This window comes from Pseudomonas fluorescens NCIMB 11764 (genome assembly GCF_000293885.2).
In the GTDB taxonomy this organism is placed as follows: Bacteria; Pseudomonadota; Gammaproteobacteria; order Pseudomonadales; family Pseudomonadaceae; genus Aquipseudomonas; species Aquipseudomonas fluorescens_B.
This window is the reverse complement of record NZ_CP010945.1, coordinates 5,824,907-5,845,112: the sequence shown is the minus strand read 5'-3', so window position 1 is coordinate 5,845,112 and position 20,206 is coordinate 5,824,907. Positions and strand designations below refer to the sequence as shown.

Annotated in this window: 17 protein-coding genes; 9 read left to right on the top strand and 8 right to left on the bottom strand. The window is 59.8% G+C overall.

What is annotated here, in order from left to right; all coding sequences use genetic code 11:
- Complete coding sequence (gene mfd / locus B723_RS26700) at positions 1 to 3,450, bottom strand: transcription-repair coupling factor (RefSeq protein ID WP_017339879.1); 3,450 nt, start codon at positions 3,448 to 3,450, stop codon at positions 1 to 3.
- Between the two features lie 363 nt (positions 3,451 to 3,813).
- Between mfd and B723_RS26695 the strand changes: the two genes are divergently transcribed.
- Both B723_RS26695 and B723_RS32620 read left to right on the top strand, forming a co-directional pair.
- Entirely contained in the window at positions 3,814 to 5,277 is a 1,464-nt protein-coding gene (locus B723_RS26695; RefSeq protein WP_017339878.1) for a glyceraldehyde-3-phosphate dehydrogenase, read from the top strand.
- A gap of 235 nt (positions 5,278 to 5,512) precedes the next feature.
- Entirely contained in the window at positions 5,513 to 6,463 is a 951-nt protein-coding gene (locus B723_RS32620) for an IS481 family transposase (RefSeq protein ID WP_080995161.1), read from the top strand.
- 21 nt (positions 6,464 to 6,484) lie between these two features.
- On the opposite strand, the gene B723_RS26685 is transcribed toward B723_RS32620, so the two are convergent.
- The gene (locus B723_RS26685; RefSeq protein WP_017339877.1) at positions 6,485 to 7,783 is read right to left on the bottom strand and encodes an MFS transporter; all 1,299 of its coding nucleotides are present in this window, start codon (positions 7,781 to 7,783) and stop codon (positions 6,485 to 6,487) included.
- A 203-nt stretch (positions 7,784 to 7,986) separates the two neighbouring features.
- Here B723_RS26685 and B723_RS26680 point away from each other — a divergent pair, with 203 nt between their 5' ends.
- Positions 7,987 to 8,976 carry an FAD:protein FMN transferase gene (locus B723_RS26680; protein WP_017339876.1) on the top strand — a complete coding sequence of 330 codons (990 nt, stop codon included), beginning with the start codon at positions 7,987 to 7,989 and terminating at the stop codon, positions 8,974 to 8,976.
- A gap of 207 nt (positions 8,977 to 9,183) precedes the next feature.
- A complete protein-coding gene (gene sthA / locus B723_RS26675; RefSeq protein WP_007907752.1) occupies positions 9,184 to 10,578 on the top strand; it encodes a Si-specific NAD(P)(+) transhydrogenase in 1,395 nt (464 codons plus the stop codon).
- Between the two features lie 42 nt (positions 10,579 to 10,620).
- On the opposite strand, the gene B723_RS26670 is transcribed toward sthA, so the two are convergent.
- Complete coding sequence (locus B723_RS26670) at positions 10,621 to 11,343, bottom strand: glycerophosphodiester phosphodiesterase (RefSeq protein WP_017339875.1); 723 nt, start codon at positions 11,341 to 11,343, stop codon at positions 10,621 to 10,623.
- Between the two features lie 14 nt (positions 11,344 to 11,357).
- Positions 11,358 to 11,936, bottom strand: a complete 579-nt coding sequence (locus tag B723_RS26665) for a PilZ domain-containing protein (protein ID WP_017339874.1) — start codon at positions 11,934 to 11,936, stop codon at positions 11,358 to 11,360.
- Positions 11,937 to 12,030: 94 nt separating this feature from the next.
- On the opposite strand from B723_RS26665, the gene B723_RS26660 reads away from it, so the two are divergent.
- The 3 genes from B723_RS26660 (at position 12,031) to B723_RS26650 (ending at position 15,281) form a co-directional block, all read left to right on the top strand.
- On the top strand, positions 12,031 to 13,281 hold the full coding sequence (locus B723_RS26660; RefSeq protein ID WP_017339873.1) for a lipoprotein-releasing ABC transporter permease subunit: 1,251 nt from the start codon (positions 12,031 to 12,033) through the stop codon (positions 13,279 to 13,281).
- A gap of 7 nt (positions 13,282 to 13,288) precedes the next feature.
- A complete protein-coding gene (lolD, locus tag B723_RS26655; RefSeq protein WP_017339872.1) occupies positions 13,289 to 13,972 on the top strand; it encodes a lipoprotein-releasing ABC transporter ATP-binding protein LolD in 684 nt (227 codons plus the stop codon).
- Between the two features lie 64 nt (positions 13,973 to 14,036).
- Positions 14,037 to 15,281 carry a lipoprotein-releasing ABC transporter permease subunit gene (locus B723_RS26650; RefSeq protein WP_017339871.1) on the top strand — a complete coding sequence of 415 codons (1,245 nt, stop codon included), beginning with the start codon at positions 14,037 to 14,039 and terminating at the stop codon, positions 15,279 to 15,281.
- A 123-nt stretch (positions 15,282 to 15,404) separates the two neighbouring features.
- On the opposite strand, the gene B723_RS26645 is transcribed toward B723_RS26650, so the two are convergent.
- Together B723_RS26645 and B723_RS26640 are read right to left on the bottom strand one after the other, a co-directional pair.
- Positions 15,405 to 16,754: a heavy metal sensor histidine kinase gene (locus B723_RS26645; RefSeq protein ID WP_017339870.1), complete on the bottom strand. Its 1,350-nt coding sequence runs from the start codon at positions 16,752 to 16,754 to the stop codon at positions 15,405 to 15,407.
- Positions 16,754 to 17,434 carry a heavy metal response regulator transcription factor gene (locus B723_RS26640; protein WP_017339869.1) on the bottom strand — a complete coding sequence of 227 codons (681 nt, stop codon included), beginning with the start codon at positions 17,432 to 17,434 and terminating at the stop codon, positions 16,754 to 16,756. Before B723_RS26640 ends, B723_RS26645 begins: the two co-directional genes overlap by 1 nt.
- A gap of 155 nt (positions 17,435 to 17,589) precedes the next feature.
- Here B723_RS26640 and B723_RS26635 point away from each other — a divergent pair, with 155 nt between their 5' ends.
- Positions 17,590 to 18,114: a cupredoxin domain-containing protein gene (locus B723_RS26635; RefSeq protein ID WP_017339868.1), complete on the top strand. Its 525-nt coding sequence runs from the start codon at positions 17,590 to 17,592 to the stop codon at positions 18,112 to 18,114.
- Positions 18,115 to 18,175: 61 nt separating this feature from the next.
- Positions 18,176 to 19,006 carry an NADPH-dependent 7-cyano-7-deazaguanine reductase QueF gene (queF, locus tag B723_RS26630; RefSeq protein WP_017339867.1) on the top strand — a complete coding sequence of 277 codons (831 nt, stop codon included), beginning with the start codon at positions 18,176 to 18,178 and terminating at the stop codon, positions 19,004 to 19,006.
- 167 nt (positions 19,007 to 19,173) lie between these two features.
- On the opposite strand, the gene B723_RS26625 is transcribed toward queF, so the two are convergent.
- Entirely contained in the window at positions 19,174 to 19,437 is a 264-nt protein-coding gene (locus B723_RS26625) for a DUF4404 family protein (protein WP_017339866.1), read from the bottom strand.
- 109 nt (positions 19,438 to 19,546) lie between these two features.
- On the bottom strand, positions 19,547 to 20,167 hold the full coding sequence (locus B723_RS26620; protein WP_017339865.1) for a hypothetical protein: 621 nt from the start codon (positions 20,165 to 20,167) through the stop codon (positions 19,547 to 19,549).
- Between the last annotated feature and the right edge of the window lie 39 nt (positions 20,168 to 20,206).

Sequence of the window (20,206 nt, the reverse complement as noted above, 5' to 3'; positions counted from 1 at the left end):
TCAAGCAGTTTTCGGAATGAGGCATTCAAGCAGTGCCTCTACAGTATTAAAGCGCTCTTCCGGGCGCTCCATCGGGACCATGAATTTAAACATCGTGGCGCCTTCGAATTTGTAGCGTTTAGGCTGGCCCTGAATCAGTTTGATCAGTGTCAGCGGGTCGACCGGCGTCTGCGCCGCGAACTCGATTCGACCGCCTTGCGGGCCGCCGTCGACTTTCTTGATGCCCAACAGTTCGGCCTGCAACTTCAGCGCCGTAATGCGCATCAGGTTCTTGGTCGGTTCCGGCAGCAGGCCGAAGCGATCGATCATCTCCACTTGCAGGTCTTTCAGGCCTTCCTCGTCGGTGGCCGAAGCAATGCGTTTGTACAGAATCAGTCGGGCATGCACGTCCGGCAAGTAGTCTTCGGGAATCAACGCCGGTACACGCAAATTGACTTCCGGACCACCGCCCAGCGGCTGATCGAGATTCGGCTGTTCACCCTTGCGGATCGACTTCACCGCGCGTTCGAGCATCTCCATATACAGGGTGAAACCGACGGCCTGGATCTGCCCGCTCTGACCGTCGCCCAGCAGTTCACCGGCGCCACGGATTTCCAGGTCGTTGGTGGCGAGCACGAAGCCCGCGCCGAGATCCTGGGTATTGGCGATCGCTTCCAGGCGCTTTTCTGCGTCCGGGGTGATTTGCTGGCGCGGTGGTGTCAGCAGGTACGCGTAGGCCTGGTGGTGACTGCGACCGACGCGGCCGCGCAACTGGTGCAGCTGCGCCAGGCCGAATTTGTCGGCACGCTCGATGATGATGGTGTTGGCGCTCGGCACGTCGATGCCGGTCTCGATGATGGTCGAGGCGATCAGCACGTTGAAGCGCTTGTGATAGAAGTCGCTCATCACCTGTTCGAGTTCGCGTTCGCGCATCTGCCCGTGGCCGATGCCGATACGCGCTTCCGGCACCAGTTCGGCGAGGTCTGCGGCGCATTTCTCGATGGTCTTCACGTCGTTGTGCAGGTAGTAGACCTGACCGCCACGCAGCAACTCACGCAGCAAGGCCTCTTTGACCGTGCTCTTGTTCTGCTCCATGACGAAGGTCCGCACCGACAGGCGACGGGCCGGCGGCGTGGCGATGATCGACAGGTCGCGCATGCCCGACACCGCCATGTTCAGCGTGCGCGGAATCGGCGTGGCAGTCAGCGTGAGGATGTCGACTTCGCTGCGCAGGGCCTTGAGCTGTTCTTTCTGACGGACACCGAAACGGTGCTCTTCGTCGATGATCACCAGCCCGAGGTTTTTGATCTTCACATCGTCTTGCAGCAGTTTGTGCGTGCCGATGACGATGTCGATCTTGCCTTCGGCGAGATCCGCCACGGCGGCATTCACTTCCTTGGTCGACTTGAAGCGGCTCATCACTTCCACAGTCACCGGCCAGTCGGCGAAGCGGTCGCGGAAACTGTTGTAGTGCTGCTGGGCGAGCAGGGTGGTCGGCACCAGAATTGCGACCTGGCGACCACCATGCACCGCAATGAACGCGGCGCGCATCGCCACTTCGGTCTTGCCGAAACCGACGTCGCCGCAGACCAGGCGGTCCATCGGTTTTGGCGCGAGCATGTCGGCGCGCACCGCGTCGATGGTGGTTTGCTGGTCCGGGGTTTCTTCGAACGGGAAACCGGCGCTGAAGGTGGCGTAGTCTGCTTTCGGATCTTCGAAGGCATAGCCTTCACGAGCAGCGCGGCGTGCATAAATGTCGAGCAATTCGGCCGCCACATCTCGCACCTGTTCGGCGGCCTTGCGTTTGGCTTTCTGCCAGGTTTCCGAACCCAGGCGATGCAACGGAGCCAGGGCATCGTCGCTGCCGGTATACCGGGCGATCAGGTGCAGGTTGGCTACCGGCACGTAAAGCTTGGCGCCTTCAGCGTATTGCAGAGTCAGGAACTCGGCGGCCTGATCGTCGATTTCCAGTGTTGCAAGGCCCAGATAGCGGCCTACACCGTGATCGATGTGCACCACCGGCGCGCCTTCGCGCAGCTCGGTGAGGTTTTTGATGACAGCGTCGTTATTGGCGTCTGCGCGTTTTTCGCGGCGACGGCGCTGCATGACGCGCTGACCGAATAACGGGCTTTCAGCCACCAGCGCCAGCGCCGGGTCGTCGAGCACCAGGCCTTCGTCGAGCGGCGCAATGGTAATCGCCAGGCGATCCTTGCTCGCGACAAAGTCCGGCCAGCTGTCGACGGTTTTCGGTCGCAGTTTCAGGCGTTCGAGCAGTTCCAGCAGTACTTCACGACGGCCCGCGGATTCGGCGGTGAACAGCACGCGACCCGGGAACTCGTCGAGGAAACCGGCCAGCGCCGCCAGAGGTTGTGTTGCCTTGGCCTCGATGGCCAGGTTCGGCAACTCCCGCGCCGGGAAGCGCTCGCGGCCGACGCCGGTTTCAACATCCTGTTGACTGGCCACCACACGCGGCCAGCTCTTGAGGCGGGCAAAGCAATCTTCCACCGGCAGGAACAACTCGGCCGGCGGTAATAAAGGACGGGATGGGTCGACGCGGCGCTCTTCATAACGATTGCGCACATCGTTCCAGAAGTTTTCCGCCGCCTGTTCAATGCCCGGCAGGGAAAACACTTGCGTGTCCTGGGGCAGGTAATCGAACAGCGTGGACGTTTCGTCGAAGAACAACGGCAGGTAATACTCGATACCCGCCGGTGTAATCCCGCTGCTCAGGTCCTGGAAGATCGGGCAGCGACGGAAGTCGACATCGAAGCGCTCACGGAAGCGCGCCTTGAAACGGGTGACCGCGTCTTTTTGCAGGGGAAACTCGCGGGCCGGCAACAGGCGAACGGTGTCCACCTTGTCGATGGAACGCTGGTTTTCCGGATCGAAGGTGCGCAGCGTCTCGATTTCATCGTCGAACAGGTCGATCCGGAAGGGCAGTTTGCTGCCCATCGGGAACAGATCGATCAGCGAGCCGCGCACGGTGAATTCACCGTGCTCGTACACCGTGTCGACGTAGCGATAGCCGCTGGCCTCGAGTCGGGTGCGCATCTGCTCGACATCGAGCTTCTGGCCGACGTCCAGAACAAGGCTGCTGCCGAGCAGGAATTTGGTCGGCGCCAGGCGATGCAGGGCTGTGGTGATCGGCACCACCAGTACGCCATGGCTCAGCTCCGGCAGCCTGTATAAAGCCGCGATGCGCTGGGAAATGATGTCCTGGTGCGGCGAAAACAGATCGTAGGGCAGGGTTTCCCAGTCCGGGAAATGCAGCACCGGCAAATCCGGGGCGAAGAAGCTCAGCTCCTGTTCCAGCCGTTCGGCACTTTGGCTGTCGGCAGTCAGCAGCAGGGTAAAGCGCTTGGCAGCGCTGGCGGCCTCGGCGATGGCCAGGCTCAGGGCGGCACCGGGCAGGTTGCCCCAGTGCTGTTTACCTGCCGCGGCAGGGAGAAGCGGTAGACGCAGAACGGGCACGGAAGGTTGAGCTCCAAGCGTTGCGACAAAGTCGGTAATTGTAGCGGCCTCGGGTGCCGCCTGTCAGTTGCTGACTGTGTCTATTACGCAGGTTTGGCGAAATGTAGTGGTAAAGACAAAAAACGCCCGTTTTTTCCTGAAAATCACGGATTATGTAGTGGCAAAACGGTCGAGTGTTACGGAGGGTTACGGATAAGACAGCGGTGTCTCCAAAAAATTGACTGCGCTGAAAGCCGCGGTTTTACAGGGCTGCGGCAATGCGTGATTTTTTTGAACGGAAATTTGTTACGGCTCGCACGACAGGCGCGCATTGCTACGGGGAGCACTCGGCGGCATAATGTAGCCCCTTTTTTCTGCCCCTACATGTGGAAGGTTCCCGTGACTCAGAAGCCCGACCAGTGTCTTGGTGAATGGATCGACCGTGAAGCACTCGCAGAAGCGATGATTCCGCTTATCGGTCAGCTCTACCGCAATAACAACGTGGTGAGCTCGATCTATGGCCGCAGCCTGATCAACCAGTCTGTCATCGCGATTCTCAAAGCTCACCGCTTTGCTCGCCATCGTTCTTCCGACGATAGCGAACTCTCCGTCCACGAAACATTCCCTCTGCTTAAAGCCATGAGCGAGCTCAAGCTCGGCGCGGCCTCGGTAGACTTGGGCAAGTTGGCGTTCAAATTCCGCGTCGAAGGCAAAGGCCGCACTGCCGAGCAGTTCGTCCGTGAAGAACTGGCGGATGTGGTTGGCCAGCAAAACGCTACCGCTCGCAAAGGCACCGACGTGGTCCTGTACGGCTTCGGTCGCATCGGCCGTCTGCTGGCGCGCATCCTGATCGAAAAAACCGGTGGCGGCGACGGCCTGCGCCTGCGTGCCATCGTGGTGCGTAAAGGCGCCGAGAACGACCTGGTCAAGCGCGCCAGCCTGTTGCGTCGCGATTCGGTACACGGTCCGTTCAACGGCACCATCGTCATCGACGAAGAAAACAACACCATTACCGCCAACGGTAACCTGATCCAGGTGATCTACGCGAAGAACCCGACCGAGGTGGATTACACCCAGTACGGCATCAAAGACGCGCTGCTGGTGGACAACACCGGCGTATGGCGTGACGCTGAAGGCCTGGGTCAACACCTGGCGTGCCCGGGTATCGACCGCGTTGTTCTGACCGCGCCTGGCAAAGGCAAGCTGAAGAACATCGTTCACGGCATCAACCACAGTGAAATCACCGCTGAAGACAAGATCGTGTCCGCCGCTTCCTGCACCACCAACGCCATCGTGCCGGTGCTCAAGGCTGTGAATGACAAGTTCGGCATCATCAATGGTCACGTCGAAACCGTTCACTCGTACACCAACGACCAGAACCTGATCGACAACTTCCACAAGGGCGATCGCCGTGGCCGTAGCGCCGCGCTGAACATGGTGATCACCGAGACCGGTGCTGCCACCGCTGCTGCCAAGGCTCTGCCTGAGCTGGCCGGCAAGCTGACCGGTAACGCGATCCGTGTTCCGACGCCGAACGTGTCGATGGCCATTCTCAACCTGAACCTTGAGAAAGCCGCCACCCGTGAAGAGATGAACGAGTACCTGCGCTACATGGCGCTGCACTCCGATCTGCACAAGCAAATCGACTTCGTCAATTCGCAGGAAGTGGTCTCCACCGACTTCGTTGGCTCGCGCCACGCAGGCGTTGTGGACGCTGAAGCAACCATCACTCAAGACAACCGCGTTGTTCTGTACGTTTGGTACGACAACGAATTCGGTTACAGCTGCCAGGTGGTTCGCGTGATGGAAGACATGGCCGGGGTAAACCCGCCAGCATTCCCGCGCTAAGCCTTAGCTGGAAATGAAAGCGCCCCGACTTTGGTCGGGGCGTTTTTGTTTGTGTGTCTGTTGGATCGTTGTTGCCGGCACCGGCCTCATCGCTAGCAGGCTAGCTCCCACAGGGGGCTTGTGAACGCCACAGATCCAGTGTGGGAGCTAGCTGTGATCTCTCTGTAGGTTGTTCACTCGGGACTTTTCCGGGAAATTGGAGGTGCGAACCAAACCAAGCACCCGGAGGCCCCGAGTGAACGTTCATAAAAATGCCCGATTAACCGTTTCCGGTCGAGCCCTTCTTGTTCAACGAATCCTTAAGGAAGGCCTGAGACCTGTTGAGGTAGCTCAGTCTCAAGGAGTCAGTGTTCGCACTGCCTACAAGTGGCTTAATCGCTATCGTGCTGAAGGCGAGGAAGGACTGCAGGATCGTTCGTCCCGCCCCAAGTTCTGTCCGCACGCGCTTCCTGAGATGCGCCAGGAACAAGTGCTTGAGCTACGTCGCCAGCGAAAAACCTATCGCCAAATCAGCCAGGACTTGAAGGTGGGACACAGCACTGTGGGCAGGTTATTGAGCCGTAACGGCCTCAACCGTTTGGCATACCTGGAACCGCCACCGCCAGTGATTCGCTACGAATATTCTCAGCCCGGAGGTCTGCTTCACCTGGACATCAAGAAGCTGGGGCGTTTTAACAAACCAGGTCATCGAGTGACACGAGACCGCCTAAAAGGCCGCTCTTACCATGTCGGTTGGGAATACGCCCATGTTGCCATCGACGATAACAGTCGAGTGGCACACAGCGGTTTGTACGCAGACCAAAGTGGGCGTAGCGCCTGCCTCGCGCTGATCCGGGCCCTGCGCTACTACGCAAGCCTTGGCGTTTGCTTCGAGCGGGTAATGACCGATAACGGCCCTTGCTACAAGTCCGGACGTTTCAAGCGTCTATGTCGACGGCTGGGGCTTAAACACATCTATACCAAACCTTACACACCACGAACGAATGGCAAGGCAGAGCGATTTATCCAAACCGCTCTGCGCGAATGGGCCTACGCCAGAAGTTACGAAAGCTCAGACCAACGTGCGACCTACCTGACGTCGTGGTTGCACGAGTACAACTGGCATCGCCCGCATGCCAGCCTGAGTTATTTGCCACCAATTAGCCGAATAGCATCCGTGAACAACGTGGTGGGTTTACACAGCTAGCCTGCTAGCGATGGCGATCTATCAGGTGTGGCCGACCACCGCTGCTTGCGCAGTCCGCAGTTCATGCCGATTGCCCTTAAACAACACCAGCGTCGCAATCAATCCAAGCACCGCCGCGCCACTGAGCCAGATCCCCGGCGCAGCCTTGTTGTCCAGCACATGAATCAGGTACGTACAGGCTGCCGGTGTAAACCCACCGAAGGTTGCGGTCGCCAAGCTGTAGGCCAAAGAGAAACCGGTCGTACGAACTTCCACTGGCATGATCTCGGTCAGCGCTACGACCATGGCGCCGTTGTATGAGCCGTACAGGAACGACAGCCACAACTCGACAATCAGCAAATGGTTAAAGCTCGGGTTTGCAACCAGCCACGACAGGGCCGGGTAGGCAGTAAGAATCGCCAGAATAGTTGCTGCGAGAAGTAGCGGTTTTCGCCCGATTTTGTCGGACACAGCGCCCATCACCGGCAGCCAGAAAAAGTTCGACAGGCCGATGCACACCGTCACCAGCAACGCATCCAGGTCCGACAAATGCAGTTCGGCTTTGCCAAAGGTCGGGGTGTAGGCGGTGATCAGGTAAAACGACACGGTCGTCATGACCACCAATGCCATGCCGGCGATGACAATGCCAAAGTTCTGACCGATCGAGCGGACGATTTCCCGCAGGGTAGGGCGATGTTTTCGTGCCTGGAACTCAGGGGTTTCTTCCAGCGAACGGCGAATCACGAAGATCACCGGCACAATCATGCAGCCGATCAGGAACGGCACGCGCCAGCCCCAGTCACCCATTTCTTCCGGGCTGAGCCAGTGGTTCAAGACAACCCCCAACAGGCCGGCGAAAACCACCGCCGCTTGCTGACTGGCGGACTGCCAACTGACGAAGAAGCCTTTGCGTCCCGGTGTGGAAATCTCGGCCAGATACACCGAAACACCGCCCAGCTCCACGCCCGCCGAGAAACCCTGCAACAGGCGACCGAACAGCACGAGCAGCGGCGCGGCCACGCCCAATGTGGCGTAACCCGGCACGCAGGCAATCAACACCGTGCCCGCGGCCATCATCGCGAGGGTGATGATCAACCCTTTGCGACGACCATGCCGGTCGATGTAGGCACCGAGGAAAATCGCACCCAGCGGACGCATGAGAAAGCCGGCGCCAAACGTGGCCAGCGATAACATCAGGGAGGCGAAAGCACTGTCGGTGGGGAAGAAAGTTTTCGCAATGGCCGTGGCGTAAAAGCCGTAGACCATGAAGTCGAACATCTCCAGGAAGTTTCCGCTGACGACGCGAAAAATCGCTTTGCCGTTGCTCGTATTGGAAGGCATTTGTAGGTACTCGCGCTGGTAAATCTTGTTTGAAACGCTGCGCTTGTGGGAACGAGATCGGCAAGTCGCTCTCGCGGCCACAGGTTTTGCGTCTGGCTCACGGGCGCTGGCAGATCTCGCTCTCATGCGCTCTGAGCCCCATAATGGCGGGCGCGGTTTTGAGGGGAGATGAAGATTTGTTAACTGGACGGTGGGGTGGACTTATGGTGCTGGCCGGCGTTTTGTCCGGTTGTGGCAACGGCGCCAGCCTGGAACGCTTCGACGGCCCGACCATGGGCAGTCGTTATTCCATCCAATACGTAAGACATTCCTCTGCGCCCGGGCCGAAAGCGGTGCAGGTCGAAGTAGAAAATATCCTCGCTGAAGTGGATCGCCAATTCTCGACCTATCGCAGCGACTCGGACACTGCTCGCTTCAACGCATTGCCGGCCGGCCGCTGCCAGGTCATGCCCGGCCCTGTACTCGAATTGATCCGTGTGGGCGAGCAGTTGTCGTCCCAAAGCGACGGCTCCTTCGACTTGACGGTGGAACCGCTGCTCAACCTATGGGGATTCGGTCCGCAGGCGCGTGAAGAAAAAGTCCCGAGCGCCGAAGCGCTTGCCGAGATGCAGCAACGCGTCGGCCACACCCACTTGCGCATCGAGGGTGATCAGCTGTGCAAGGACGCGGCCGTCGAGGTCGATTTCAATAGCATCGCGGCGGGCTACGCGGTCGACACCATTGCCGCAAGGCTCGAAGCCATGGACATCCACAACTACCTCGCCGAAGTCACTGGCGAACTCAAGGCAGCGGGCAAGAAACCCGACGGTTCGCCCTGGAAGATTGCGTTGGAGGAGCCCCGCGATGACCAGCAAGTGGCTCAGCGCATCATCAATGTGGACGGCTATGGCGTGTCCACTTCCGGGGACTACCGCAATTATTTTCAGCAGGATGGGAAACGTTATTCCCACACCCTTGATGCCCACACCGGTGCGCCGGTCTTACACGCCCTGGCGTCGGTCACGGTGATTCATCCTTCAGCGTTGATGGCCGATGGCTTATCGACGCTGTTGCTGATTCTCGGTCCTGAACGGGGTTGGGACTATGCCGAAACTCACAATATCGGTGCATTCTTTGTGATTCGTGCCGATACAGGTTTCGTCACACGAACCAATCAGGCTTTTGAACGCCTCAGTGGCGGTAAAACCGAATGATTGCGGCGATTCGCGCATTGAAGACTGGCGTTGTAGTGCAGGCAAAAGTAGCCTACGACGCGACCAAGGGTTAATGTGCGCGGCGTTGACGCTTCTATAGACTGTGTCCGGGTTCTGCACTGGCCCCAAATTGTTCCTTCACGCCGCAGATCGGCGTGATTTAGCCGCAGGAGCCGAGGGCGCCGCGGCCTGTTCTGAGGAGTACGCATGGCTGTCTACAACTACGACGTGGTGGTGCTGGGTTCCGGCCCGGCGGGAGAAGGCGCGGCAATGAACGCCGCCAAAGCAGGGCGCAAGGTGGCGATGGTCGACAGCCGTCGCCAGGTCGGCGGCAACTGCACCCACCTGGGTACCATCCCGTCCAAGGCACTGCGTCACTCGGTCCGGCAGATCATGCAGTTCAACACCAACCCGATGTTCCGGGCCATTGGTGAGCCGCGCTGGTTTTCGTTCCCGGACGTACTGAAAAGCGCCGAGAAAGTCATTTCCAAACAAGTCGCTTCGCGCACTGGCTACTACGCCCGTAACCGCGTCGACGTGTTCTTCGGCACCGGCAGCTTTGCCGACGAGCAAACCATCGAAGTGGTCTGCGCCAATGGCGTGGTCGAAAAACTGGTGGCCAAGCACATCATCATCGCCACCGGCTCGCGTCCTTATCGCCCGGCGGACATCGATTTCCATCACCCGCGTATCTACGATAGCGACACCATCCTCAGCCTCGGCCACACCCCGCGCAAACTCATCGTTTACGGCGCTGGGGTAATCGGTTGCGAATACGCGTCGATCTTCAGCGGTCTGGGCGTGCTGGTCGAGCTGGTGGACAACCGTGGTCAGTTGCTGAGCTTTCTCGACTCGGAAATTTCCCAGGCGCTGAGCTACCACTTCAGCAACAACAACATCACGGTTCGCCATAACGAAGACTACGACCGCGTCGAAGGTGTGGACAACGGCGTGATCCTGCACCTCAAGTCCGGCAAGAAGATCAAGGCCGACGCCTTGCTCTGGTGCAACGGCCGAACCGGTAACACCGATCAGCTGGGCCTGGAAAATATCGGCGTCAAGGTCAACAGCCGTGGCCAGATCGAAGTCGACGAGGCCTACCGCACCTGCGTACCGAACATCTACGGTGCCGGTGACGTGATCGGCTGGCCGAGCCTGGCCAGTGCCGCGCACGACCAGGGCCGTTCGGCCGCTGGCAGCATCGTCGACAACAACAGCTGGCGCTTCGTGAATGACGTGCCGACCGGCATCTACACCATTCCGGAAATCAGCTCGATCGGCAAGAACGAGCAGGAGCTGACGCAGGCCAAAGTGCCGTATGAAGTCGGCAAGGCATTCTTCAAGAGCATGGCGCGTGCGCAGATTGCCGGCGAGCCTCAGGGCATGCTGAAGATCCTGTTCCACCGCGAGACGCTGGAAGTGCTGGGCGTTCACTGCTTCGGTTATCAGGCGTCGGAGATCGTGCACATCGGTCAGGCGATCATGAGCCAGCCGGGCGAATTGAACACGCTGAAGTACTTCGTCAACACGACGTTCAACTACCCGACCATGGCCGAAGCCTATCGGGTAGCGGCGTACGATGGCCTCAACCGGCTTTTTTGAGTGGCTCCGGCCGGTGGCCTGAGCCGGCCGGGGAGACCGATTTCAGCAATTCTCGAGCGTGGCAGTGGCCAAACCGGGAAAGTCTGTAATCAGGCTGTCAACGCCGAAGTCGGCGAGTCTGCGCATCAGCGCGGGCTCGTTGACTGTCCACACCGACACATGCAACCCCTGACGCTGCGCCTTCTCCAGGCGTTCCGGCGTACACAGGGTCCAGTTCAGCGCCAGAATTTCACAGCCATAGCTTGCCGCGACCTTCAGCGGGTCGAGCCAGGCGTATTCGGCCACCAGTCCGCGGGACACGTCCGGCACCAGGTCCAAAGCCGCTTTCAGCACTTCTCGCGAACTCGAGGTGATGGTGACCTTGTCGAGCATGCCAAAACGCTGGGCCATTTCGCGAATTGCCAACACGGTGGTCGCGGCGCGGGTGCGTGAAGCGCTTTTGACTTCCAGCTGCCAGTGCTCGAAGTCGCATTTCTCGAACAGTTCTTCCAGCGTCGGGATCGGGCACGGCTTGATCCAGCCCGGGCCACCCTTGCGTGCGTCGTAGGTCACCAGCTCGGCAGCGGTGTGCTCGACCACCTTGCCGCGGCGGTCGGTGGTGCGCTTGAGGGTCGGGTCATGAATGACCATCAACTCGTTGTCCATGGACAGGTGCAGGTCCAGTTCGCAGCGGCGCACGCCGTGCTTGAGGCATTCCTGAAAGCCGGTCAGGGTGTTTTCCGGTGCTTCGCCCTTGGCGCCGCGATGGCCGTAGATGAGGGTCACGGTTCTTCCTTAATTTAAATGCCTGATTCGTTTTCGCGGGCCAGGCGTCGTTCCTGGGCCTGCTTCTGCAAAATGTAGCGGGCCAGCAGTTGGCGCTGGGCATCGGTCGGACGTTCGAACTCGGTGCCGACGTCGTAGCCGTCGCCCTTGCGATCGCAATGGGTAACGCGCGCCCGCAGCAACAGGCCGAGGGCTTGCGGCATCAGCACCAGTTTCACCGACAGGTGCGTGCCCGCGGCAATCGGTGTGGGGTGCTGGAAGTCGACGCCACCCTCGGAGATGATCACAGGCTGCGGCTCGCCGATCTGTCCGAGCACGGTGATGGCGATCACCTGGCTGAGCAGATCGATGCGTTTGTTCTGGGATTTCAGGAACGCCGCGAGGTTGCGGTCGCGCTCGCTGATCTGGCGCAACAGGTGTTGCGATTCGAATTCGCTCAGGTGCAGTTCGCTGAGCAGGTTGAAGAGTGGGGAAGCATCCTGCAACACTTCCTGGCCTGCGGCTTCGGGAGCGGACAGGGGCCGAATTTCCAGTGCGATCGTGTCCTCGATACGGTAGTATTCGCGGCGATCTTCTTCATCTAATGTCGACATGGCGAACCCATGGTAGCGGCGGTGGTCTGAGTGTAAAGCTGGTTATCGACCCCCGCCACAAGGACGTTCCTTTTCCCTCCGAACAAGCCCCGACATGTTCAGACCTCTCTTCGTATTTATTGGCACGCGTTATACCCGTGCAAAGCGTCGCAATCATTTTGTGTCGTTCATTTCCCTGACTTCGATGATCGGTCTTGCCCTTGGCGTGATCGTGATGATCGTGGTGCTGTCGGTCATGAACGGCTTCGATCATGAGATGCGCACCCGCGTGCTGGGCATGGTGCCCCACGCGACCATCGAGTCCGGCGAGCCGATCAGCGACTGGCAAGACCTCGCCGCCAAGGTCAAGCAGAACCCGCAAGTGACGGCCGTGGCGCCGTTCACCCAGATGCAGGGGTTGCTGACCAACAACGGCAAAGTCTCCAAAGTGCTGCTCAATGCCATCGACCCGGCGCTGGAACGCCAGGTGTCGATCATCGACAAGTTCATGCTGCAGGGCAAACTCGATGACCTCGCACCGGGCAGTTTCGGCATCGTCATCGGCGACAAGGCGGCCGCCAAGCTCGGCGCGGCCATTGGCGACAAGCTGACCTTCGTCGCGCCGGAAGTCACCGTGACCCCGGCCGGCATGTTCCCGCGCATGAAACGCTTCACCGTGGTCGGCATCTTCCATGTCGGCGCGGGCGAGATCGACGGTTACCTGGGCGTCACCAACCTGCAGGACCTGGCGAAGCTGCACCGCTGGAAACCGGATCAGGTGCAGGGCATCCGCCTGAAGTTCGACGACCTGTTCCAGGCCCCGCGTACCGCATGGAACATCGCCCAGCAACTCGGTGAAGACCATTTCTACGCCCGCGACTGGACGCGCACCCATGGCAACCTGTATCAGGCGATCCGCATGGAAAAAGCCATGATCGGTTTGCTGTTGCTGCTGATCGTTGCCGTGGCTGCGTTCAACATCATTTCCACGCTGGTGATGGTGGTGAACGACAAGAAGGGCGACATCGCCATTCTGCGCACCCTCGGCGCCACGCCGGGTTCGATCATGGCGATCTTCATGGTGCAGGGCACCGTCATCGGTGTGGTTGGCACGCTGATCGGCGCCGTGGTTGGTATCTTCGCCGCGCTGAACGTCAGTGCCGCAATCTCGGCCCTCGAAGGCCTGATCGGCCACAAGTTCCTCAACGCCGACGTGTACTTCATCGATTACCTGCCGTCGCAAGTGCAGAGCCAGGATGTGTTGATGGTCTGCGCCGCCGCGTTGATCCTGAGTTTCCTCGCCACCCTGTATCCAGCCTGGCGTGCCGCGCGCACCCAGCCTGCGGAGGCGCTACGTTATGAGTGAGTCGGGCATGAGTGATAAAGCAATCTTGAGCTGCCGCAACCTGGGCAAATCCTACGAGGAAGGCCCGGAGTCGGTAGAGGTTCTGGCCGGTCTGCAACTGGAGCTGCATCCGGGTGAGCGCGTAGCGATCGTCGGCACGTCGGGGTCGGGCAAAAGTACCTTGCTCAACCTGCTGGGCGGCCTCGATACGCCAACCAAGGGCAGCGTCTGGCTCGACGGCCAAGAACTTTCGGCTCTGAGCGAGAAGAATCGTGGCCTGCTGCGTAACCGTTCCCTCGGGTTCGTGTACCAGTTCCACCATTTGCTGCCGGAGTTCACCGCACTGGAAAACGTCTGCATGCCGCTGCTGATCGGCAAGACCGCGATCCCGGAAGCGCGCCAGCGTGCGACGGCGTTGCTGGAGCGGGTAGGGCTGGGCCATCGCCTCGAGCACAAACCGGCGGAATTGTCCGGTGGCGAACGTCAGCGTGTGGCCATCGCCCGCGCCCTGGTCAACAAGCCAGGCCTGGTGATGCTCGACGAGCCGACCGGCAACCTCGACTCCCACACCGCCCAAGGTATTCAGGATTTGATGCTGGAACTCAGCACCTCGATGCGCACGGCGTTCCTGGTGGTGACCCACGACATGAACCTGGCTCGCCAGATGGATCGCGTCCTGCATTTGCAGGAAGGTTGCCTGACGCCTATCTGATTGGTCGAAACCCGATGTCTGAAAAGACGTCGGGTCTTTTTGTTTTTATACGGTGCCCCAGCGAATGTTCAGACCGTTATCGATCTTTATCGGCACGCGCTATACCCGCGCCAAGCGCCGCAATCGCTTTGTTTCGTTCATCTCGATGACCTCGATGATCGGCCTCGCCCTCGGCGTGCTGGCGATGATCGTGGTGTTGTCGGTCATGAACGGCTTCCAGCGCGAAATGAGCTCGCGCATCCTCGGCATGGTGCCCCACGCAACCATCGTCGGCGTCAAGCCGATCGACGATTGGCAGCCGGTGGCCGCCGCCGCGATGAAAAACCCGGAAGTGACCGCCGCCGTGCCGTTCACCGAGATGGAAGGCATGCTCTCCTATAAAGGCACGATGCAGCCGATTCAGGTCAGCGGCGTCGATCCGGCACTGGAAGGCAAGGTCTCGATCGTTGCCCAGCACATCGTTCAGGGCCGTCTCGATGCCTTGAAACCGGGTGAGTTCGGTGTAGTGATCGGTGAGATTACGGCAAGACGCTTCCGCTTGAATGTCGGCGACAAGATCACCCTGATCGTGCCGGAAGTCAGCAACGCGCCGGGCGGAATTACCCCGCGCATGCAGCGACTGAACGTGGTTGGCGTGTTTAAGGTGGGTGCCGAGCTGGACGGCTCGATGGCGCTGATCCACGTCGCCGATGCCGCGCAGATGCAGCATTGGGAGCCGAATCAGGTGCAGAGCGTGCGCCTGGCGGTGAAAGATTTGTACGCGGCGCCGCAGGTTTCCAGCGACATCGCTGGCGGCTTGGGCGCCGCTTACAAGGCTGACGACTGGACCCACACCCAGGGCAGCCTGTTCAGCGCGATGAAAATGGAAAAAACCATGATCGGCCTGTTGTTGCTGATGATCGTTGCGGTAGCGGCGTTCAACATCATCGCCACCCTGATCATGGTGGTGAACGACAAAGGCGCGGACATCGCGATCCTGCGCACCATCGGCGCCACGCCACGACAGATCATGGCGATCTTCATGGTCCAGGGCACGGTGATCGGGGTGGTTGGCACCTTGATCGGCGGCGTGCTCGGCGTGATCGCCGCACTGAACGTGAGTGAGTTGGTGGGCTGGATGGAGCGGGTGAGCGGGCAACACATCTTCAGTTCCGATGTGTATTTCGTCAGTAACCTGCCTTCGGAGTTGCAGGGCGGGGATGTGTTGTTGATCTGCTCGGCGGGGTTTGTGTTGAGCTTCCTTGCCACGGTATACCCGGCGTGGCGTGCGGCGAAGATCGAGCCGGCTCACGCGTTGCGGTATTCGTAATCAGTTGTACTGCCATCGCGAGCAGGCTCGCTCCCACAGGGTTATGAGTCGTGCACTACGGTGTGATTGAACTCGATCTACTGTGGGGGCGAGCCTGCTCGCGATGTGGCCAGACTGCTTGCCTCAATCTCTCTTTGGCAACTCGATCACAAACCTGGTCCATCCATCGGCCGATTCGCAACGAATCTGCCCGCCATGGGCACGAACGATCGACTGGGTAATCGCCAATCCCAACCCCGCATGTTCACTGCTGCCTTCTTGTCGAGCCGGATCCGCCCGGTAGAAGCGATCGAAGAGTCGCGGTAGCAACACCCCGTCTATCCCATCGCCGCTGTTCTCAACCGTCAGGCTCAAACCTTCTGGTCGCTCAACAATCCGCACCCTGACCTCACCCTTGGCCGGCGTGAACCGCAGCGCGTTATCCAGCAAATTCGAAAGCGCCCGGCGCAACATACTCCGGTCTCCCACCAGGCGCGCGGTGCCTTCGCGGCTCAACGTCACTTGGGCGTCCTCGGCCAGCGGTGCAAAAAACTCCAGCAACACATCCGCTTCTTCCGCCAGTTCCAGCTGTTCACGTTTTGGCATCAACAATCCATGGTCAGCCTTGGCCAGGTACAACATGTCGTTGACCAGTTGCGCCATCCATTGCACTTCTTCGAGGTTGCTGTGCAGCGCTTCGCGGTAATCCTCGATGGGGCGCGGGCGAGTGAGGGTGACCTGGGTGTGCGTCAGCAGGTTCGACAGCGGCGTGCGCAGCTCATGGGCGATGTCGGCAGAAAATGCCGAGAGCCGCTGAAACGAGTCGTCGAGGCGTCCGAGCATGGCGTTGAAGTGGTGGGCCATTTCCGCGAGTTCTGGCGGCATGTCGTCTTCGGGCAGGCGCGCGTTGAGCGATTGCGCCGAAACACCGCGTGCGACCGCACTCATGCGGCGCAATGGACGCAAACCGCTGCGCGCCGCCCAGGCACCGAGCAGCGCCGTGGCCAGGGCCGACAAACCCACGGTGAGCCAGATCAGGTGTTGCATGCGCTGCAGAAAATGCTGGTGATGGGTGATGTCCAGCAGCAGGGTCAATTGCGGTGAGTCAGGCTTGTCCACAAACAACGGCGCATTCAGGACGCGGTAGTCGGTGTCGTTGTCATTGATGGTCGACAAGCCCGGTTTGTGCGGCAGCTTGTCGGGCAAGCGCGTCGAACTGTCATACCAACGCTGGCCGTCGCTGCCGGTAATCCTCAGTGAAAGATCCGCCTGACGGTTCAATTCTTCCGCCAGCCTGACTTCGCTTTCGCTGGACTGAAGATCGTGAAGCGCTCGACGCAAACCAATCAACTTGCCGCTCAGCAATTGCTGGTCCAGCTCAACGAAGTGCGCCTCGCTGGCGCGACTGAACAACACCCCGGCGAACAATGAAACCACGGCGGTGCAGGCGGCAAACAGCAGCGCCAGGCGGCTGCTCAAGGACAGTCGGCGCATCAGGCAGGACGCTCTTCAAGGACATAACCCATGCCGCGCACGGTGTGGATCAACTTGTTCGGGAACTCATCATCGATCTTCAGGCGCAAGCGGCGGATGGCGACTTCGATGACATTGGTGTCGCTGTCGAAATTCATGTCCCAGACCTGGGACGCGATCAGCGACTTGGGCAGCACTTCGCCCTGACGTCGCAGGAGCATTTCCAGCAGGGCGAATTCCTTGGCGGTCAGGTCGATGCGTTGGCCGCTGCGCTCGACGCGGCGGCGGATCAGATCCAGGCGCAAATCGGCCAGTTGCAGGTTGGTTTCCTGAGGCGCGGCACTGCCACGGCGCAACAGGCTGCGAACCCGGGCCAGCAGTTCGGAGAAGGCGAACGGCTTGACCAGGTAATCGTCGGCGCCGAGTTCGAGGCCGTGGACCCGGTCCTCCACCGCATCTCGTGCCGTCAGAAAAAGTACCGGCGTGTCGAGGCCGGCGCTGCGCACGGCTTGCAGGATCTGCCAGCCATCGCGCCCCGGCAGCATCACATCGAGGATCAATAGCGCGTAATCGCCGCTCAGCGCCAATTGCTGGCCGGTGCTGCCGTCAGCCGCCAGCTCCGTGTTGAAACCGGCCTCGGCCAGGCCTTGGCGCAGGTAGTGGCCGGTTTTCGGTTGGTCTTCGACGATCAGCAGTTTCATGGGCGACTCGAGGCAAGTGGAACGAACGCTTTATACCGTGGGCAGCGTCAATACAGGCCAACCTGACAAAGTTGTAATCTGGCTGTCAGGTTGTGGGCAGTGGCGGCAGTTTAAAGTTTTCCACAGGCTGAACCTTATCTTGTTGGAGTACGACTATGTTTTTGCGCAAACCTCTGATGCTGGTCGCGTGTCTGCTGGCGCTGAGCTCACCGGCGTGGGCAGCGCCGGCGCAAACCTACGACTTCGGTCAACCGGCCCCGGCTGCAAAGGCTGATCGAAGCGTCGAAGTGGTGATGGGCGACATGTCGTTCACCCCCAAGGCCATCGATTTCAAGGCGGGTGAGACAGTTCGCTTTGTTCTGGTCAATAAAGGCCAGTTGCTGCACGAATTCAACCTCGGCGATGCGGCGATGCATGCAAAACATCAGCAGGAAATGTTGAAGATGCATCAGAGCGGCATGCTCACGCCTACAGGCATGAAGGAAATGGGCCACGGTTCGATGGCTGGCATGGATCACGGAATGATGAAACACGACGACCCGAATAGCGTCCTCGTTGAACCTGGCAAAACCGCGGAGCTGACCTGGACCTTCACCAAGGCCACCAGCCTGGAATTTGCCTGCAATATCCCTGGCCATTATCAGGCAGGCATGGTCGGCAAGTTGACTGTCAGTCAGTAAGCACTCAAAGGCGGGCACAAAGGCTGGTAGAATCCGCTGATTCTTCAGTCAGGTTTCCGCCATGCATCCCGCAGCCGAACACTCGCCGCTGGGCAAATCCAGCGAATACATCGCCACGTACACGCCGTCCTTGCTGTTTCCGATCCCGCGCACCGCGAAATGGGCAGAGCTGGGTCTGACGGCTGAAACCCTGCCGTACAAGGGCGTGGATTTCTGGAACTGCTTCGAGCTGTCGTGGCTGTTGCCGTCCGGCAAGCCTGTGGTGGCGATCGGCGAATTCAGCATCCCGGCGGATTCGCCGAACATCATCGAATCGAAGTCGTTCAAGCTGTACCTCAATTCGCTGAACCAGACGCCGTTTGTCGACACCGCGAGCCTTGAAGCGACGCTGGTGAAAGACCTGTCCGCTGCGGCGGGTAAACCGGTTGGCGTGCGGATTCGCAGCCTGAAACACGTTGAAGCCGAAGGCGTCGTGGCGCTGCCGGGCGTGTGCATCGATGACCTGGAGATCAGCGTCAGCAACTACGAGCATCCGCGGCCGGAGCTGCTGCGTTGCGACGAGTCGCGCATTGTCGAGGAAAGCGTGCACAGTCATTTGCTCAAGTCCAATTGCCCGGTCACCAGCCAGCCGGACTGGGGCAGCGTGGCGGTGGAATACCGTGGCGCGGCGCTGGACCATGCGAGTTTGCTGGAATACATCGTGAGTTTTCGCCAGCACTCGGACTTTCATGAACAATGCGTGGAGCGGATATTCCTCGACCTGCAACGGTTGCTGAAGCCGGAGAAGCTGACGGTGTATGCGCGCTACGTACGGCGTGGCGGGTTGGACATCAATCCGTATCGCAGCACTGAAGACATCCAATTGCCGAACCACCGTCTGGTCCGTCAATAAAGTACCAATGTGGGAGCTTGCTCGCCATGAGTCCAGCTCGTTCAGCATTGATGTTGACTGACACTCCGCAATCGCGAGCCGGCTCGTTCCCACAGGGATTGCGTTACAAATCGCAGATATGAAAAAGCCCCGCTAGCGATAGCGGGGCTTTTTTGTATCCGGCGGGTTCAGATCCCCATACTGCCCAAGGCGTGCACGATGTTGCGCAGTGTGCCGGCCAAGGTAGGGTGCTCAATTTCGAAGCGTTCTACGGCCAGATTCACATTGTCGGCGAGGTTGGTGTCCTGGGTTTTGGTTTCCAGCTCAAGCTCAAGTTCGATCTGTTGCATCAGCGCATGCAGGTCTTCGCGCTCGGCTTCGGTCAGCGGTGGATTCTGTTCCAGTTGCTCGCGCAGAGTGTTGAGCTGTTGTTGCAGTTCGCGGGCAGGCATGGCGTTCTTCCTTTTATCGATAGGCACTGGCATAGACCGCGGCAGTGCGCCAAAGGTCTATGGCTGACCTTTAGATTAATCCACTCGCGCGAAACCTGCATGATCCCGGTCAGGGCTTTTCACCCTTGAGACGACGCAGGCTGATATCGGCCAGGCAAGTGTCGAGTTCGCCCAGGTGATCGATCACCGAATGCACGCCCAGACCGAACAACTGCACTGTCGCCTTGCCGCGCAGGTGTTCGCGTTCTTTCTGGCTCAAAGCCTGCCATTCGCTGGGCGCCAGCCCGCAGAGCGAGCCGCAGGAGGCCAGGCCAATCGTCCACAGCCCGGCATTCAGGCCCGACTGCAGCAGTCGCGGTTCGCCGCTGACCAGCACGCAGCCATCCAGGCGCTCGACATTCAACGCCATCAAGGCTTGCCAGCACGCATTCGGCGCGGGCCAGGGATTGATTGTTGCGGGGTGTTGCGAAGGTTTGATCCATTCCGGCAGAGCGGCGGCCAGGGAATGGCTAAGGGCAGGGGTGAGTTCGTCGAGCCAGGCGCAGGGAATCTGCTGACGTTGCAAGCTGTGCAAACTATCCAGGGCGCCCGGGGTGACCTCAGCGTGCTCGGCACAGTGGACGCCGTGCTGACGCGTCCGGGCGCCGAAATCCACCAGGCAACCGCTGAGGCCGAACAAGACGGCGGTCAGGCTGGGCGTGGCGAGGGGCAAGGTTTCGGCGTGCGGCATGTCAACGTCCTTGAAATAGCGACAAGGCTATGCGCGGCC

Bases quoted from the DNA above. Each gene is read 5' to 3' on its own strand.
- B723_RS26695 (WP_017339878.1), top strand. From the start codon at position 3,814: ATGTGGAAGGTTCCCGTGACTCAGAAGCCCGACCAGTGTCTTGGTGAA.
- B723_RS26685 (WP_017339877.1), bottom strand. From the start codon at position 7,783: ATGCCTTCCAATACGAGCAACGGCAAAGCGATTTTTCGCGTCGTCAGC.
- B723_RS26680 (WP_017339876.1), top strand. From the start codon at position 7,987: ATGGTGCTGGCCGGCGTTTTGTCCGGTTGTGGCAACGGCGCCAGCCTG.
- sthA (WP_007907752.1), top strand. From the start codon at position 9,184: ATGGCTGTCTACAACTACGACGTGGTGGTGCTGGGTTCCGGCCCGGCG.
- B723_RS26665 (WP_017339874.1), bottom strand. From the start codon at position 11,936: ATGTCGACATTAGATGAAGAAGATCGCCGCGAATACTACCGTATCGAG.
- B723_RS26660 (WP_017339873.1), top strand. From the start codon at position 12,031: ATGTTCAGACCTCTCTTCGTATTTATTGGCACGCGTTATACCCGTGCA.
- lolD (WP_017339872.1), top strand. From the start codon at position 13,289: ATGAGTGATAAAGCAATCTTGAGCTGCCGCAACCTGGGCAAATCCTAC.
- B723_RS26650 (WP_017339871.1), top strand. From the start codon at position 14,037: ATGTTCAGACCGTTATCGATCTTTATCGGCACGCGCTATACCCGCGCC.
- B723_RS26645 (WP_017339870.1), bottom strand. From the start codon at position 16,754: ATGCGCCGACTGTCCTTGAGCAGCCGCCTGGCGCTGCTGTTTGCCGCC.
- B723_RS26640 (WP_017339869.1), bottom strand. From the start codon at position 17,434: ATGAAACTGCTGATCGTCGAAGACCAACCGAAAACCGGCCACTACCTG.
- B723_RS26635 (WP_017339868.1), top strand. From the start codon at position 17,590: ATGTTTTTGCGCAAACCTCTGATGCTGGTCGCGTGTCTGCTGGCGCTG.
- queF (WP_017339867.1), top strand. From the start codon at position 18,176: ATGCATCCCGCAGCCGAACACTCGCCGCTGGGCAAATCCAGCGAATAC.
- B723_RS26625 (WP_017339866.1), bottom strand. From the start codon at position 19,437: ATGCCTGCCCGCGAACTGCAACAACAGCTCAACACTCTGCGCGAGCAA.
- B723_RS26620 (WP_017339865.1), bottom strand. From the start codon at position 20,167: ATGCCGCACGCCGAAACCTTGCCCCTCGCCACGCCCAGCCTGACCGCC.